Genomic DNA, 17,541 nt, shown 5'->3' on the forward strand with positions numbered 1-17,541 from the left:
TTAACGGGTGTAAATTATAATTAAATTTTTATGATTCTGTAGATTTTTGTGCTTTTTCAATTGAGATCTTAATCTCATCGGTTTTACTGTCTAAATCCATTTTAATAATATCACCTTCTGTTATGTGAGCTGTTATTATTTCTTCGGCTAAAGCATCTTCTACGTATTTTTGAATAGCTCTTTTTAACGGTCTAGCACCATATTGTTTATCGAAACCTTTGTCTGCAATATAGTTTTTAGCTGCTGTTGTTAATTCAAGTGTATAGCCTAAACCTTTAATACGAAGTAATAATTTATCTAATTCAATATCAATTATTTTATTAATATCTTCTTTTTCTAAAGGATTAAATACAACTACATCGTCAATTCTATTTAAAAACTCTGGTGCAAACGATTTTTTTAAAGCGTTTTGTATTACTGCACGTGCATTAGCATCTTCTTGAGATTTTTGCGAAGCTGTACCAAAACCAATTCCTGTACCAAAATCTTTTAATTTACGAGCTCCAATATTAGAAGTCATAATAATTATTGTGTTTCTAAAGTCTATTTTACGTCCTAAAGAATCGGTTAAATAACCATCATCTAAAACTTGTAATAGCATATTAAAAACATCTGGATGTGCTTTTTCAATTTCATCAAGTAAGACAACCGCATAAGGTTTACGTCTAACTTTTTCGGTTAATTGTCCGCCTTCTTCGTAACCAACGTATCCTGGAGGCGCACCAACTAATCTAGAAATAGCAAATTTTTCCATGTATTCACTCATGTCTATTCTAATAAGTGATTCTTCACTATCAAATAACTCACGAGAAAGTACTTTTGCTAATTGTGTTTTACCAACTCCTGTTTGACCTAAAAATATAAATGAACCAATTGGCTTGTTTGGATCTTTAAGTCCGGCACGATTACGTTGTATGGCTTTTACTACTTTAGCTACTGCATCGTCTTGACCTATTACTTTTCCTTTAATAAGGTCTGGTAATTCTGCTAATTTATTGCTTTCAGTTTGTGCTATACGGTTTACTGGTACGCCAGTCATCATAGAAATAACATCTGCTACGTTGTCTTCAGTAACTGTAACTTTGTGAAGTTTAGTGTCTTCTTCCCATTTTTCTTGAGCAATAGCTAATTCTTTTTCAATACGTTTTTCGTCATCACGTAAACGTGCTGCTTCTTCGTATTTTTGTTTTTTAACAACAGAATTTTTTGTTGCTTTTACTTCTTCAAGCTTTTTTTCTAATTCAATAATTTGCTTTGGTACATCGATGTTTGTAATGTGAACTCTAGATCCAGCTTCATCTAACGCATCAATAGCTTTGTCTGGTAAAAAACGTTCTGTCATGTACCTATTTGTTAATTTTACACAAGCTTCTATTGCAGCATCTGTATAATCAACATTGTGGTGTTCTTCGTATTTACCTTTAATGTTATTTAAAATTTCAATTGTTTCTTCAACAGTGGTTGGTTCTACAATTACTTTTTGAAAACGACGTTCTAAAGCGCCATCTTTTTCTATATATTGTCTATACTCATCTAGAGTAGTAGCGCCAATACATTGTATTTCGCCTCTTGCTAATGCGGGTTTAAACATGTTTGAAGCATCTAAACTACCTGTTGCTCCACCAGCACCAACAATGGTGTGAATTTCATCTATAAATAAAATAACATCATCATTTTTTTCAAGCTCGTTCATAACGGCTTTCATACGTTCTTCAAATTGACCACGGTATTTTGTTCCTGCTACTAAGCTTGCTAAGTCTAAAGTAACTACACGTTTATTAAATAAAATACGTGACACTTTTCTTTTAACAATTCTATTAGCTAAACCTTCTGCAATGGCACTTTTACCAACACCAGGTTCTCCTATGAGTAATGGGTTGTTTTTCTTTCTACGTGATAAAATTTGAGATACACGTTCAATTTCTTTTTCTCTACCAACTACTGGATCTAGTTTGCCTTCTTCGGCCATTGCTGTTAAATCGCGGCCAAAATTATCTAAAACAGGAGTTTTAGACTTTTTGTTTCCTTTTCCTGTAGGAGTATTAAAAATATCTTTAGACTCGTTACCATCATTGCCTTGAGAGTCATCTTGAAACGACTCTGCTTTTGGCTCGTTGGAATTATCTGTATAGTTATCGTCACTTGTAATCATAGACTTAAATTGTTCTTTAACATTATCGTAATCCACTTTAAGCTTATTTAAAAGTTTGGTAGTGGGATCGTTTTCATTTCTTAAAATACATAACAATAAATGTGCTGTATTAATAGAAGTGCTTTGAAAAAGTTTAGCTTCTAAAAAGGTTGTTTTTAAAGCACGTTCTGCTTGCCTAGTAAGGTGTAAATTCTTTTTTTCGTTAGAAGTAATCGTAACGTTGGGATTTGCAGGACTTAATATTTCAACTTTACGCCTTAAATGATTTAAATCAATATCTAAAGCATTTAAAATATTAATAGCTTTACCGTTTCCGTCTCTTAATAAACCAAGCATAAGGTGTTCTGTCCCGATAAAATCGTGACCTAAACGAAGTGCTTCTTCTTTACTGTAAGCAATTACATCCTTTACTCTTGGTGAAAAATTATCATCCATATAGTTGTTCCTTTCGTCATTAAATTTAATAAAATCATAATATAATTGGCAAAAACTGTACCTTAAATAATATGACAATTGAAATGTTTAGTTAAAATTATAATAAAATAAACGAATTTTATTTTTCAAAAAATAAAGCAAAAAGCAAAGTATAGTGTAGTTTACGGCTATATTTTTATTTGCAAATTGAAAAGGAAATATATTTATTTTTCCATAATTTAGTGTAAGACATAGTATTATATGCTAATAGACAAAAAAAAGTTTATAAAATCAAAACAATTAACAAGATAGTTATTAACTAAAAAGCACATTAAAATTGTTAATAAAAACTGTTAAAAAAATAAGGTTAAAAGCCTACTATGACTAATGAAATAGTTATATTAGCACGTTTTGAAATTACTATAAATAATAACTTAAATATATATGGCAGAAGGAGAGAAACTTATTCCGATTAATATTGAAGATGAAATGAAATCGGCTTACATTGATTATTCAATGTCAGTCATTGTGTCACGTGCTTTACCAGACGTAAGAGATGGTTTAAAGCCAGTTCACAGACGTGTGCTTTATGGTATGCATGAATTAGGTGTTAGAGCAAATAGTGCGCATAAAAAATCTGCAAGAATAGTTGGTGAGGTTTTAGGTAAATATCACCCACATGGTGATACCTCGGTATATGATGCAATGGTGCGTATGGCTCAAGAATGGAGTTTACGTTATATGTTAGTTGATGGTCAAGGAAACTTTGGTTCTGTAGACGGTGATAGTCCAGCAGCAATGCGTTATACCGAAGCAAGAATGCGTAAGATATCTGAAGATATGTTAGCAGATATTGACAAAGAGACAGTAGACCATAAATTAAATTTTGATGATACTTTAGAAGAACCTACCGTACTTCCAACGCGTATTCCAGGACTACTTGTTAATGGCGCATCTGGTATTGCTGTTGGTATGGCAACTAATATGCCACCACATAACCTAACAGAAGTTGTAGATGGTACAATTGCATACATAGAAAATAATAATATCGAGATTGATGAGCTTATGCAGCACATTAAAGCTCCAGATTTTCCAACTGGTGGTATTATTTATGGTTACGATGGCGTAAAAGAAGCATTTCATACCGGACGAGGAAGAATTGTAATGCGTGGTAATGCAAATATTGAAGAAGTTCAAGGTAGAGAATGTATTATTGTAACAGAAATTCCTTATCAAATTAATAAGGCAGACATGATTAAAAAGACTGCTGATTTAATAAACGATAAAAAATTAGAAGGTATTTCTAGTATTAGAGACGAATCTGATAGAAACGGAATGCGTATTGTGTACGTTTTAAAAAGAGATGCAATACCAAATATTGTATTAAACAAACTATACAAATACACAGCATTACAATCTTCATTTAGTGTAAACAATATAGCATTAGTAAATGGAAAACCTCAATTATTAAACTTAAAAGAGCTTATTCATTATTTCGTAGAACATAGACATGAAGTTGTTGTTAGAAGAACAAAATACGAATTACGTAAAGCTGAAGAAAGAGCACATATATTAGAAGGTTTAATTATAGCTTCAGATAATATAGATGAAGTAATAGCATTAATAAGAGCATCATCTAATGCAGACGAAGCACGTGCAAAATTAATTGAAAAATTTGAACTTTCAGAAATTCAAGCCAAAGCAATTGTAGAAATGCGTCTACGTCAATTAACAGGACTAGAGCAAGATAAACTGCGTGCAGAATATGAAGAATTAATGAAAACTATTGAAGACCTTAAAGATATTCTAGATAAAAAAGATCGTAGAATGACTATAATAAAGGAAGAACTTCAGTTAGTTAGAGATAAATATGGAGACGAACGTCGCTCTAAAATAGAATATGCAGGTGGAGATTTAAGTATTGAAGATATGATTCCAGATGAGAAAGTTGTAATTACAATTTCTCATGCAGGTTATATTAAACGTACATCTCTTACAGAATACAAAACTCAAAATAGAGGTGGTGTTGGGCAAAAAGCATCAACAACACGTAACGAAGACTTTTTAGAAAACTTATTTGTTGGTACAAACCACCAATACATGTTGTTCTTTACTCAAAAAGGAAAATGTTTCTGGATGCGCGTTTACGAAATTCCAGAAGGCTCTAAAACATCTAAAGGTAGGGCAATACAAAACCTTATAAATATTGAGCAAGACGATAAAGTTATGGCGTTTATTTGTACTCAAGATTTAAAAGATGAAGATTATGTAAACAGTCATTACGTAATTATGGCAACTAAAAAAGGTCAAGTTAAAAAGACTTCTTTAGAACAATACTCTAGACCAAGAACTAACGGTATTAACGCCATAACAATTAAAGAAGATGATGAGTTACTAGAAGCTAAATTAACAACAGGTGAAAGCCAAGTTATGTTAGCATTAAAATCTGGTAAAGCCATTAGGTTCGAAGAAGCAAAAACAAGACCAATGGGACGTGGAGCTTCTGGAGTAAGAGGTATTAGATTACAAGACGAAGAAAACGACGAAGTAGTAGGTATGATTGCTGTAAACGATATGGATAGTAATATTCTTGTTGTTTCAGAAAATGGTTATGGTAAACGCTCAAGTTTAGAAGACTATAGAATTACTAACCGTGGAGGAAAAGGTGTAAAAACTATTTCAATTACAGAAAAAACCGGTAACTTAGTGTCTATCAAGAATGTAACAGATGAAGATGATTTAATGATTATTAATAAATCTGGTATAGCAATTAGAATGGCAGTTGCAGATTTACGTGTAATGGGAAGAGCAACACAAGGAGTTAAACTTATAAACCTAAAAGGAAAAGACTCAATTGCTGCCGTAGCAAAAGTAATGCATGAAGAAGAAGAAGTGATAGATGAAAGTACTGAAGGTGTAGAAAACACTAATGATACTAACAATGGCACGACTCTTGCTTCAAACGAAGAAGAATAAAACACAAATAACAAATAACTATTAAAATGAAAAAACAATTAATTCTCTCATTAGCCTTAATGGTAACACTTTTTTCTTTTGCACAGAAAAAAGAATTAAAAAAACTAGAGAAAGCAATTAAAAATAATAACTATTCAGAAGCTAAAGCAATGGTTTCTCAATTAGAACCAATGTTAGGTTCAATGGATGATAAAATGAAATCTAAATTTTATTTTGCATCAGCAAAAGCTTTTTATGCCAATGGAGCAGGAGCACCAGCAGATTTACAAAAAGCTTTAGAAAATTTTAATAAAGTAGATGGTAAGCATGTTTCAGAATTTGAGCAAACAAAACAAGTAATTAAAAATGAATTTTTAACTAAAGCAAACGCTGCTTATAGTTCTAAAAACTTTGTTGAAGCTGCTAAATTATTTTCAATATTATATGATTTAGATTCAGCAGATCAAGAATATTTATATTTTGCAGCAATTAGTGCTATTAGTGGTCAAGATTACGATTTAGCATTAAAATTCTATAAAGAATTAAATAAAATTGGTTATGATGGTGTTAAAACTGAATATTATGCTACTAACAAAGAAACTGGAAAAGAAGAAGTATTTGCTAAAAACGTAAGAGATCTTTATGTAAATAAAACAAAAACTCATATTAATCCAGGTGAGCGTGAAACCGAATCTAAAAAAGGAGAGATAACAAAAAACATAGCTCTTATCTATTTAAACCAAGGAAAAAAAGAAGAGGCTTTAGCAGCTATTAAAGAAGCAAGAGAAGCAAACCCAGATGATATAAATTTAATTATTACAGAAGCTAATACTCAATACCAACTTGGGAATGTAGATGAGTATGCATTACTTATAAAGCAAGCAGTTGATAAAGACCCAAATAATGTTGATTTATTATATAATTTAGGTGTTTTGTCTGCAGAAACAGGAAAAAATGATGAAGCTAAAGCTTATTATGAAAAAACTTTAGCAATTGATCCTAACTACGTTAATGCATTAACTAATATGGCTTCTTTATTATTAAGTGATGAACAGGCAATTATTGAAGAGATGAATGGTCTTGGAAGTAGTGCAAAAGATGATAAAAGATACGATGAGTTAAAAGGTCAACGTTTAGAATTATACAAAAGTGCAGTACCATACTTAGAAAAAGTATTATCTATTAGTGACGATAATATAGATGCTGCAAGAACATTAGTTAATATATATATTGCTATTGATGAAGGAGCAAAAGCTAAAGCTCTTAAAGAAAAATACGGAATCTAATTAGAGACTTTATTTATAAAAAAAACCACTAATTTTAATTAGTGGTTTTTTTTATATTATTTTTTTAATAACTCTAAGTTTATGAGTATGTATTTTTTTGTCAACATTATATATCCCAGAATGATCTAGCCTATCAATTCTAACTTTACCATGAGCATGTATTATATAATTATCTTTCATGATTATTCCAACATGAGTAATGGCACCTTCATTATTATCAAAAAAAGCAAGGTCTCCTGGTTCACTTTCTTCAATAAAACTTAAAGCATCACCTTGCGTAGCTTGTTGTGAAGCATCACGTAATAACTTATATCCGTTAATTTTATAGACCATTTGAGTAAAACCAGAACAATCTATACCAAAAGGCGTTTTTCCTCCCCAAAGATATGGAGCATTTAAGTAGTTAAAAGCAGTAGAAATTAACTGGCTTTTATCTTGTGTTCCGTTAGATATATCACCGTCAAAAGTGTGTTTTAATAACGAAAGAGCATTTAATTGAGATCCTAAAGGAATAGAATATAGCTCTTGATTTTCAGCTTCTACAAATTCTATTAAATCTTTTGAAAGCTTTGGAGTTTCAGAAGTTAAAATTTTATAATCATCTGCTGTAATTTCTTGATACTGCTTAATATCAATCCAACCCTCATATTTATCAAATGCTAAACGGATTTTTACCCAAGATTTGCGTACTTCAACAACTTTAAAAAGATCACCATAGAGAACCTGTGAAACCATTTCACTGGTATCTAATGCTTCAAGTCTTAAAGGAACAATACTTAAGTTACAAATTCCGTATAGCATTTATTATTTTTAGATATAGAATATTAATTACGTTCTAAAACTAAAGCTGATGCGCCACCACCACCATTACAAATAGCTGCAGCACCAATTTTAGCATTATTTTGTTCAAGAACATTAAGTAAAGTTATAAGTATTCTAACTCCAGAACAACCTAATGGATGCCCTAAAGATACAGCACCACCGTTAACATTAACATTTGTATCTTCTAATCCTAAAATTTTCATATTTGCTAACCCAACAACAGCAAATGCTTCATTAAATTCAAAATAATCAACATCTTTAATATCAATTCCAGCTTTATCTAAAGCTTTTGGTAAAGCTTTTGCTGGTGCTGTAGTAAACCATTTTGGCTCATGGGCGGCATCTGCATAACTTTTTATAGTAGCTAGAGGTTTTAAACCTAATGCTTCTGCTTTTTCTTTACTCATTAAAACCATAGCTCCTGCGCCATCGTTAATAGTAGATGCATTAGCAGCAGTTACAGTTCCATCTTTAGAAAATGCAGGTCGTAATCCAGGAATTTTATCCATTCTTACATTCTTAAATTCTTCATCTTCTGTCACTATAATATCATCACCACGTCTTTGTGGCACAGCAACAGGTACAATTTCATTATTAAATTTTCCAGTTTCCCAAGCAGCAGCAGATCTTTTGTAAGATTGTATAGCATAAGCATCTTGGTCTTCTCTAGAAAAGTCATATTCTGTCGCACAAGCATCTGCACAAACGCCCATTGCATTTTGATCGTAAACATCAACTAAACCATCTTTTTGCATACCATCTTCTAATTTGGCAGGACCAAATTTAGTAGCAGTTCTTGCATGGTAGTAGTGTGGTATTAAACTCATATTTTCCATACCTCCAGCAACAACAATCTCAGCGTCACCTAAAGCAATAGCTTGAGCGGCTTGCATAACTGTTTTCATACCAGATGCACAAACTTTATTAATGGTTGTACAAGGTACGGTATTTGGAATTCCAGCAAATATTGCAGCTTGTCTTGCAGGAGCTTGACCTGTTCCTGCTTGTACAACATTTCCCATTAAAACTTCTTCAACCAATTCTGGCTTTAAATTAATTTTATCAAGAGCACCTTTTATAGCAATTGCACCAAGTTTTGGAGCAGGTATAGTAGATAATGCACCTAGAAAACTTCCAATTGGAGTTCTAGCAGCAGAAACAATAACAACTTCTTTCATAATTATGAGACTTTATTTTAATTCTTGCGAAATTAAGGATTTTTTATAAAAAATGAGAACCTTAGAGAGATAATAACTCTTATTAGAAGTCAAGATTTATTACATTTGATTTTCTATAGAAATCTATTAGCTTTAAAATGAAAGACTTCATTAATTCTTTTTATAAAAATCATTCTCTTATATATAAAATAATTCTTTTTATATGTACCACGTTTTTAGTAGTTTATTTATTCCCAAAGAGCGGAAGATTTAAGTATGATTTTGAAAAAGGTAAACCTTGGCAATCAGAAACCTTATATGCGCCATTTAATTTTGCAATTCAAAAAACAAATGAAGAATTAGAAGCAGAAAAAAAACAAATAGCAGAAAATGCTATAAAATATTTTAATATAAATTCTACAGTATTCCCAGAAGTAAAAAAACAATATGAAAAAGAGTTTAAAGCTCAATTTCCAGATTCGGTTTATGGTTCTGCTTCAACCATTTACAATAGAGGAAAAACAATTTTAAACGATTTATATAGTTATGGAATTGTTGACGAAGATTTATCTTTTTCAAAACTATCTAATGTAACAATATTAGAAGATAGAGTAGAAAAAAGCAAAACACAGTATTCTAATATATATACTTTAAAAGATGTTAGTAATAAAATAGAAGCAGAACTTAAGAAAGAAAATTTATTGGCTTATAAAATAGCATTAAAAAACCTGTTTTTTAATATAATAAAACCAAACTTAGAATACAATAAAAACCTAACAGACAAAGCATTAATTGAGGCAGAAAAAACCTTATCATATACTAGAGGAAGCGTAGAAAAAGATCAACTTATAATCTCTAAAGGAGAAGTTGTAGAAGGCAATAAATACAAAATATTAAAATCGTTAGAGTCAGAATATCAATCCCAAGTTTGGACACAATCAAATTATAATTTGATTGTATTTGCTTATACATTACTAGTAGCCTTAGCATTATTAATGCTATTGCTTTTTTTACAAAAATATAGATTAGACGTATATAATAACAATACAAAAGTCACCTTTATATTCTTCAATGTATTTTTAATGGTTCTTTTAACCACTCTTATCGTTAGTTATAATGTCTCATTTATTTATATAGTTCCAATAGCAGTATTACCATTAGTTTTAAAAGCTTTTTTCGATGCAAGATTAGGCCTATTTACTCACGTAATAACAGTATTATTATTAGGCTCTATTGTACCTAATAGTTATGAATATATGTTTTTACAAATAATCGCAGGAATAGTAACTATTTTAACAGTATCAGAATTGTATAAACGCGCCAATATATTTATATCCGTTGGTCAAATAACGCTAGTATATATAATAGCATATTTTGCGTTTTTTGTAATCCATGAAGGAAGTATAGAAAATTTAAAATGGGAAACATTTGCAATGTTTGTTTTATGCGGTTTAGCTACATTATTTGTACAACCATTAATATATATATATGAAAAGCTTTTTGGATTAGTTTCAGATGTATCTTTATTAGAATTGTCAGATACTAATTCAAAACTTTTAAAACGTTTAGCAGATGAAGCTCCAGGAACATTTCATCACTCCTTAAACGTTGCTAATTTAGCTGAAGCTGCGGCAAATGAAATTGGAGCAAACGCAATGTTAACTAGAGTAGGAGCATTATATCATGATATTGGTAAAATGAAAAACCCTACATATTTTACAGAAAATCAATCTTCAGGATTAAATCCTCATGATGAACTTTCAGCAAAAGAAAGCGCTAACATTATAGTAGATCATGTTATTAATGGAATTGAAATAGCAAAGAAAAATAATTTACCAGATCGAGTTATAGATTTTATTAGAACACATCACGGTACTAGTACAGTTTATTATTTTTATATGAAAGAGAAGGCAATAAATGAAAATATAGATATAGAAGATTTTTCATACTTAGGCCCAAAACCATTTAGTAAAGAAACAGCAATATTAATGATGTGCGATAGTGTAGAAGCAGCATCTAAAAGTTTAAAAGAACCAAGCGCTACAAAAATTGATAGTTTTGTAGAAAACATACTAAATAAGCAAATGGAAGATGGTCAATTTTTGAATGCAAATATTACTTTTAAAGAAATTCAACATATTAAAAAAGTGCTAAAACGCAAGCTAGCAAACATTTACCATTTAAGAATTGAATATCCAGAATAATTATTAAAAAAAATAGGTAAATTTGTTGCGTTATTTAGGATGTTGTTATACATTTGCATCCGCAATTTATTGCAACGTTCATTACAAAATTGGAGAGGTGCCTGAGTGGCCGAAAGGAGCGGTTTGCTAAATCGTCGTACCTAGAAATAGGTACCCAGGGTTCGAATCCCTGTCTCTCCGCAGTTTAAATTAACACAAAACAATAATTTTCGGGGTGTAGCGTAGCCCGGTTATCGCGCCACGTTTGGGACGTGGAGGCCGCAGGTTCGAATCCTGCCACCCCGACTATTTTTTAAGTGCTAAGGGCTCTTAGCTCAGCTGGATAGAGCACCTCCCTTCTAAGGAGGCGGTCGAAGGTTCGAATCCTTCAGGGCTCACAGAATCCCTTTCATTAATTTGAAAGGGATTTCTTGTTTTAAATCCTTTTTAATTATTATAAAACCTATTCTATACTCATGGCAAAATCTGGAAGCGCCAAAAACACAAAGAATAAAGCTAAACATTCTAAGTTAATGGGTAGGAAGAAAAATAAACTTCGTCGAGAAAAAATTACTAGAAAAGAACGCTTGCGAGCAATAGTAGAAAGATCAAAAAAAGTATCTAACGAAGAAGAATAAATTTAATATAGTAGTTAATTTTCTGCTAAATGGGTTAAAAATTAGTTAATCTCAACTTCTTAAAATTTCTTATGTTGTAAATTATAGCTTCACTATAAAAGCTAATAATTGAAATTTGTAAAATTTACTAAAAAAGGTATTTATTGTGTTCCAGGTAAATTCTATTTAGATCCTTGGTATCCTGTAAAACACGCTATAATATCTCATGGTCATGCAGATCATGCTCGAAAAGGCAATAAACATTATTTATGTCAAAACGATTCTAAAGCCATATTAAAACATAGGTTAGGCTTAGATATAGCTATTGAAAGTTTAGCTTATAACGAACCTAAAACAATTAATGGTGTAAAAGTTAGTTTTCATCCTGCAGGTCATGTAATAGGTTCTGCACAAATTAGATTAGAATTTAAAGGTTTTGTAGTAGTTTTTACTGGAGATTATAAAACTCAACCAGATTTTATAAGTGCGCCTTTTGAGAGTGTTAAATGTCACGAATTTATTACCGAAAGTACTTTTGGGTTACCTATATATAAATGGTTGCCAGAGGAAATGCTCCAAAAAAATATTCATAATTGGGTTTTAAAAAATCAGTCAGTAAATAGAACAAGTGTTTTTATAGGTTATTCTTTGGGTAAAGCTCAACGCTTAATGAAACTTTTAGAGGGTTTAGATACAATTCATGTACATTCTGCTATACATAACCTAAATAATGCAATAGAAAACTCAGGAATAGCTTTACCAAAAACAGAATTATTAAAATATGATTTTGATAAAAAGGCGATTCAAAATAAAATAGTAATCCTTCCGCCAGCATTATTAGGTTCTAAACTATTAAAAAAAATACCAAATGCAGCAACTGCATTATGCTCTGGTTGGATGCAAATTAGAGGAAATAGACGATGGCAAGCTGTTGATGCAGGTTTTCCTGTAAGTGATCATGCAGATTGGGATGGTTTATTATCTGCTGTCAAAGCTTCAGAAGCAGAAAAGGTATATGTAACACATGGATCTCAAGCTACTTTTTCAAAATATTTAAATGAAATTGGTATCCCTTCAGAAGAAGTTATAACAGAATATGGTGAAGAAGAATTAGCATCACAAGATAAAGAAAACCAAACTAAAGCCAGTAGTATACAATGAAACACTTTTCAAACTTAATTAGTGCTTTAGAAATTACTAATAAAACCAATGCAAAAATTGAAGCATTAGTTGATTATTTTAAAACCGCACCAGAAAAAGATAAACTTTGGTTAATTTCTATTTTTACAGGAAAACGACCACCACGACCTGTAAAATCGAGTTTAATGAAACAATGGGCTTTTGAAATTACAAAACTTCCAGAATGGTTGTTTCTTGAAAGTTATAGTACGGTGGGCGATTTAGGAGAAACTATAGCATTAATATTACCTAACCCAACACATACAATAGAAAAACCTTTACACCAATGGATGCAAGAATTAATTGCACTAAAACCTAAAACAGAAGAAGAGAAAAAAAAATACGTTTTAAATGCTTGGTCTGGACTAGAAATGCAAGAGCGTCTTATCTTTAATAAATTAATTGGAGGTAGTTTTAGAATAGGTGTTTCTAAAAAAACATTGGTAAATGCTTTATCAAAATTATCTGGAATTGATGCTAATCAACTTATGCACAGTATAATTGGAAATTGGAATATTGAAACCATAAATTTTTCCGATTTATTAAATGGTAGTCACATTAATTACGACAATTCAAAACCTTATCCGTTTTGTTTAGCTTATGCTTTAGAAAAAGATTTATTAGCACTAGGAAAACCTGAAGAATGGCAAGTAGAATACAAATGGGATGGTATTCGCGGACAAATTGTAAAACGGAATAATGAGGTTTATATTTGGTCTAGAGGTGAAGAACTAGTGACCTCTCAGTTTCCAGAAATTGTTGAAACTATTACTAATTTTAAAGACGATTTTGTAATTGATGGTGAAATTTTAGCATTAAAAGACAGTACTGTTTTACTGTTTAATGATTTACAAAAACGATTAAATAGAAAAAATATAACCAAAAAGCTTTTAGAAGACATACCTGTTGGATTTTATGCTTACGATTTGCTAGAATATAACAATCAAGATTTTAGAGATAAACCAATGCAGGAAAGAAGAAATCAACTTGAAACATTATTTTCAACAGTGGCTCTAAACGACAAATTAAAGCTTTCTAAAATAATAAATTTTAAAAATTGGGAAGTTTTAAAAGAAATTAGAGAAAATGCACGTACAATAAATTCTGAAGGATTAATGCTTAAACAAAAAGCTTCACCTTACCATGTTGGTCGAAAAAAAGGAGATTGGTGGAAATGGAAAGTAGAACCTCTAACTATAGATGCAGTAATGATTTATGCGCAAAAAGGAAGCGGAAGAAGAAGTAGCAAGTACACAGATTATACTTTTGCAGTAAAAAAAGATGACGGTTTGGTTACTGTGGCAAAAGCATATTCTGGACTAACAGATGCAGAAATAACAGAAATTTCAAAATGGGTAAATAAAAATGCTATAGAAAAATTTGGACCTGTACGTACTGTAAAGCCAGAGTTGGTTTTTGAAATTGCTTTTGAAGGTATTGCATACAGTAAACGTCATAAATCTGGAGTAGCACTACGTTTTCCAAGAATTAAACGTTGGAGAAAAGATAAACCTGTAAGCGAAATAGATACTATTGAGTCTGTAACCGCATTAATTGAAGCACAATAAATATGAGTACATTTAAAGACTCCGAAGGTTACAAGATAATAGAAAACTGGATGGCAAAAGATGGTAATGAGCCTTTTAGTTTTCAATATAAAACCTGGCAAAGGTATAGTAATAAATATTCGGGATTAGTTATTGCTCCAACAGGTTTTGGTAAAACATTTTCGGTGTTTCTTGCTGTAGTTATAGATTACTTAAATCATCCAAATCAATATAAAAAAGGACTAAAATTAGTATGGGTTAGTCCATTACGATCTTTAGCTAAGGATTTAGCAAAAGCAATGAGCGAAGCAGTAGAATCTATAGGTTTAGATTGGACAGTTGAAGTAAGAAATGGAGATACACCACAAAAAGATAGAAGACGGCAAGAACGTTTAATGCCAGACGTTTTACTTACTACACCAGAAACAATGCATTTATTGTTTTCTCAAAAAAAGAATTCAAGATGGTTTAAATCCTTAAAATGTGTAGCGGTAGATGAGTGGCATGAATTATTGGGTAGTAAACGTGGCGTACTTACAGAGTTAGTAATTGCAAGATTATTAGCATTATCTCCAAATCTTCGTATTTGGGGAATAACAGCAACTATAGGTAATTTAGAACAGGCAAAAACAGTTTTAATACCATATCCAGAAATTAAAACAACTACCATTCGTGCTAAAGAAAAAAAGAAAATAGACATTATTTCTATATTACCAGACGAAGTAGAAGTATTGCCTTGGGCCGGACATTTAGGAAAAAATATGGCTTCTAAAATAGTACCTGTAATTTTAGAAAACAGCACCACTTTAATTTTTACAAACACACGAAACCAAAGTGAACTTTGGTATCAAATAATTCTTGAAGAAGCTCCAGATTTAGCAGGACAAATAGCCATACATCATGGCTCTATAGATAAGGTTTCACGTAATTGGATAGAAGAGAATATAAGCGCTGGAAATTTAAAAGCCGTAGTTTGTACCAGTTCATTAGATTTAGGTGTAGATTTTAAACCTGTAGATTGTGTAATACAAATAGGTTCTCCCAAAGGCATTGCTCGTTTTATGCAACGTGCAGGAAGAAGTGGACATTCGCCATACGAACGTTCAAAAATTTATTTTGTACCTACACATTCTCTTCAATTAATTGAGGCTTCAGCAATAAAAGAAGCTGTTAAAACTAACGAAATTGAGTCTAGAGAACCTATGGTTTTAACTTACGATATTTTAGTTCAGTTTTTAGTAACATTAGCAGTTGGTGAAGGTTTTAATGCGGAAAAAACATTTTCTTTATTAAGTAAAGTTCATGCATTTCATTATATGACTAAAGCCGATTTTAATTGGGCAATTCAGTTTATAACTCAAGGTGGTAATACTTTAAAAGCTTATGAAGAATTTCATAAAGTAATTTTAGATGAAGATGGCTTATATAAAGTAAAAAGCCGAAGAATTTCTATGTTACATAGAATGAATATTGGTGTAATTGTTAGTGATGCCATGCTAATGGTTAAATTTATTTCTGGCGGATATATTGGTATGATAGAAGAGTATTTTATTTCAAAATTAAAACCAGGAATGAGTTTTATTCTTGGCGGTCGTGTTTTAGAAATGATACAGGTAAAAGATATGAGTGTCTTGGTTAAAAGAAGCAAATCTAAAAATGCCATAACACCAAGTTGGATGGGAGGACGTTTACCATTAACCTCATATTTAAGTCATTTTTTAAGATTAAAACTTAATGATGCGTTAAAACCAGGTTCTAGAGAAAAAGAACTTAAATTTTTACATCCTTTATTGTCTAGACAAGAAACAACATCTCACATTCCAAAAGCAGATGAGTTTTTAGTAGAATTAATAGAAACCAAAGATGGTTTTCATTTATTTATGTATCCTTTTGAAGGTCGCTTGGTACACGAGGTAATTGCTGCGTTAGTAGCTTATAGATTAGGAAAAATAATGCCGTTAACCTTTACAATAGCAATGAATGATTATGGTTTTGAGCTATTAAGCGACCAAGCCATTCCTTTAGATGAAAGTAATATAAAAAACATTTTGTCTAGAGAACATTTAATGGAAGATGTCACAGCCAGTATAAATGCAGCAGAAATGGCTTCTAGAAAATTTAGAGATATTGCTGTAATTGCAGGATTAGTTGTACAATCGCAACCAGGAACACGTAAAAATAATAAGAGTTTGCAATCAAGTTCGGGTTTAATTTTTAGAGTTCTCGATGAAAACGAACCAGATAATTTACTTTTAAAACAAGCTTATACCGAAGTTTTTAATCAGCAATTAGAAGAAGTACGCATGCAGGCAGCATTTAAAAGAATAGAAAATAGTAAGATTATTATTAAAAGAGCAAAATCTTTTACACCTTTGAGTTTTCCTATAAAAGTAGATAGACTTCGAAGTACAATTAGTAACGAAGATATAGGAAAACGTATTGCTCGCATTCAACAGCAAGTTTTTAAACTAGATTAAGTTGCACATTGTAACAAAAAACATAATTTGTAATCAAGAAACATTTACACTTACCAATCAACGTGCTTTGTATTGGGAAAGTGAAGACGCTCTTGTGCTTTCAGATTTGCACGTAGGTAAATCTGCTCATTTTAGAAAACATGGCATTCCAATTCCTGATAATGTTTTAATTAAAGATTTGGAGCGTTTAAAAGCTTTAATAGCGTTTTTTAAGCCTAAAACAATACTAATTGTAGGTGATCTTTTTCATGCAGAGTTTAATACCGATGTAGCACATTTTAAAATTTGGCTACAACAGTTTCCTAATATAAATTTCGAGCTTATTATTGGAAATCATGATAGACTTTCTGTAGCTTTATACAAAGATTTAAACATTACTATTCACAGACCTAAAAAAAGAATTAAAAAAACATCTTTTGTACATGATAATGTGAAAAGTAATGAAAATGAATTTATAATTTCTGGCCACACGCATCCAGGTGTTATTATTAAAGGTAAAGGCAAGCAATTTATAAAACTGCCATGTTATCAAGTTAGTAGTAATCAACTTATATTGCCTGCGTTTAGTTTATTTACAGGTTTGAACACAAAAAACTCTCCAAAAGAGTCTGTTAATTACGCATTTACCTCTCAAGGTATCTATAAAATATAACAAATAACTCACTTAAACCGATAAATTATACATTTTATCGATTTTTTATTTTAATAAAAGGGATTAAAAATAATTATCTCCTGCTCAAATGTACTTTTGC

11 protein-coding genes and 3 tRNA genes are annotated in these 17,541 nt (G+C 31.0%); 11 read left to right on the forward strand and 3 right to left on the reverse strand.

Annotated elements, in window-relative coordinates; genetic code table 11:
- Positions 1-28: 28 nt before the first annotated feature.
- The gene (locus tag BM549_RS00135; protein ID WP_290468392.1) at positions 29-2,587 is read right to left on the reverse strand and encodes an ATP-dependent Clp protease ATP-binding subunit; all 2,559 of its coding nucleotides are present in this window, start codon (positions 2,585-2,587) and stop codon (positions 29-31) included.
- 423 nt (positions 2,588-3,010) lie between these two features.
- On the opposite strand from BM549_RS00135, the gene gyrA reads away from it, so the two are divergent.
- Both gyrA and BM549_RS00145 read left to right on the forward strand, forming a co-directional pair.
- A complete protein-coding gene (gyrA, locus tag BM549_RS00140; protein WP_290468393.1) occupies positions 3,011-5,542 on the forward strand; it encodes a DNA gyrase subunit A in 2,532 nt (843 codons plus the stop codon).
- A gap of 26 nt (positions 5,543-5,568) precedes the next feature.
- The gene (locus BM549_RS00145) at positions 5,569-6,807 is read left to right on the forward strand and encodes a tetratricopeptide repeat protein (protein WP_290468394.1); all 1,239 of its coding nucleotides are present in this window, start codon (positions 5,569-5,571) and stop codon (positions 6,805-6,807) included.
- Between the two features lie 51 nt (positions 6,808-6,858).
- On the opposite strand, the gene BM549_RS00150 is transcribed toward BM549_RS00145, so the two are convergent.
- Together BM549_RS00150 and BM549_RS00155 are read right to left on the reverse strand one after the other, a co-directional pair.
- Entirely contained in the window at positions 6,859-7,608 is a 750-nt protein-coding gene (locus tag BM549_RS00150; protein ID WP_290468395.1) for a C40 family peptidase, read from the reverse strand.
- A 23-nt stretch (positions 7,609-7,631) separates the two neighbouring features.
- Positions 7,632-8,807 (reverse strand): acetyl-CoA C-acyltransferase, encoded by a 1,176-nt coding sequence (locus BM549_RS00155; protein WP_290468396.1) that lies wholly within the window; start codon positions 8,805-8,807, stop codon positions 7,632-7,634.
- 137 nt (positions 8,808-8,944) lie between these two features.
- Here BM549_RS00155 and BM549_RS00160 point away from each other — a divergent pair, with 137 nt between their 5' ends.
- The 9 genes from BM549_RS00160 (at position 8,945) to pdeM (ending at position 17,441) form a co-directional block, all read left to right on the forward strand.
- Positions 8,945-10,990 (forward strand): HDIG domain-containing metalloprotein, encoded by a 2,046-nt coding sequence (locus BM549_RS00160; protein WP_290468397.1) that lies wholly within the window; start codon positions 8,945-8,947, stop codon positions 10,988-10,990.
- Positions 10,991-11,081: 91 nt separating this feature from the next.
- Positions 11,082-11,170: transfer RNA gene (locus BM549_RS00165), tRNA-Ser, on the forward strand.
- Between the two features lie 30 nt (positions 11,171-11,200).
- A tRNA-Pro gene (locus BM549_RS00170) sits at positions 11,201-11,275 on the forward strand.
- An 18-nt stretch (positions 11,276-11,293) separates the two neighbouring features.
- Positions 11,294-11,367: transfer RNA gene (locus tag BM549_RS00175), tRNA-Arg, on the forward strand.
- A gap of 78 nt (positions 11,368-11,445) precedes the next feature.
- A complete protein-coding gene (locus tag BM549_RS00180) occupies positions 11,446-11,607 on the forward strand; it encodes a hypothetical protein (protein ID WP_290468398.1) in 162 nt (53 codons plus the stop codon).
- Between the two features lie 108 nt (positions 11,608-11,715).
- Positions 11,716-12,747, forward strand: a complete 1,032-nt coding sequence (locus tag BM549_RS00185; protein WP_290468399.1) for a ligase-associated DNA damage response exonuclease — start codon at positions 11,716-11,718, stop codon at positions 12,745-12,747.
- Positions 12,744-14,333, forward strand: a complete 1,590-nt coding sequence (locus BM549_RS00190; protein ID WP_290468400.1) for an ATP-dependent DNA ligase — start codon at positions 12,744-12,746, stop codon at positions 14,331-14,333. Before BM549_RS00185 ends, BM549_RS00190 begins: the two co-directional genes overlap by 4 nt.
- Positions 14,334-14,335: 2 nt before the next feature.
- Positions 14,336-16,789 carry a ligase-associated DNA damage response DEXH box helicase gene (locus BM549_RS00195; RefSeq protein ID WP_290468401.1) on the forward strand — a complete coding sequence of 818 codons (2,454 nt, stop codon included), beginning with the start codon at positions 14,336-14,338 and terminating at the stop codon, positions 16,787-16,789.
- Between the two features lies 1 nt (position 16,790).
- The gene (gene pdeM / locus BM549_RS00200; RefSeq protein ID WP_290468402.1) at positions 16,791-17,441 is read left to right on the forward strand and encodes a ligase-associated DNA damage response endonuclease PdeM; all 651 of its coding nucleotides are present in this window, start codon (positions 16,791-16,793) and stop codon (positions 17,439-17,441) included.
- Positions 17,442-17,541 lie beyond the last annotated feature (100 nt).

The organism is Lacinutrix sp. MedPE-SW (genome assembly GCF_001874145.1).
Classification (GTDB): Bacteria; Bacteroidota; Bacteroidia; order Flavobacteriales; family Flavobacteriaceae; genus Lacinutrix.

Excerpts from the sequence above, each read along its gene's own strand:
- BM549_RS00155 (WP_290468396.1), bottom strand. The coding sequence starts at position 8,807 with ATGAAAGAAGTTGTTATTGTTTCTGCTGCTAGAACTCCAATTGGAAGT.
- BM549_RS00145 (WP_290468394.1), top strand. The coding sequence starts at position 5,569 with ATGAAAAAACAATTAATTCTCTCATTAGCCTTAATGGTAACACTTTTT.
- BM549_RS00195 (WP_290468401.1), top strand. The coding sequence starts at position 14,336 with ATGAGTACATTTAAAGACTCCGAAGGTTACAAGATAATAGAAAACTGG.
- BM549_RS00180 (WP_290468398.1), top strand. The coding sequence starts at position 11,446 with ATGGCAAAATCTGGAAGCGCCAAAAACACAAAGAATAAAGCTAAACAT.
- BM549_RS00150 (WP_290468395.1), bottom strand. The coding sequence starts at position 7,608 with ATGCTATACGGAATTTGTAACTTAAGTATTGTTCCTTTAAGACTTGAA.
- gyrA (WP_290468393.1), top strand. The coding sequence starts at position 3,011 with ATGGCAGAAGGAGAGAAACTTATTCCGATTAATATTGAAGATGAAATG.
- BM549_RS00190 (WP_290468400.1), top strand. The coding sequence starts at position 12,744 with ATGAAACACTTTTCAAACTTAATTAGTGCTTTAGAAATTACTAATAAA.
- BM549_RS00135 (WP_290468392.1), bottom strand. The coding sequence starts at position 2,587 with ATGGATGATAATTTTTCACCAAGAGTAAAGGATGTAATTGCTTACAGT.
- BM549_RS00160 (WP_290468397.1), top strand. The coding sequence starts at position 8,945 with ATGAAAGACTTCATTAATTCTTTTTATAAAAATCATTCTCTTATATAT.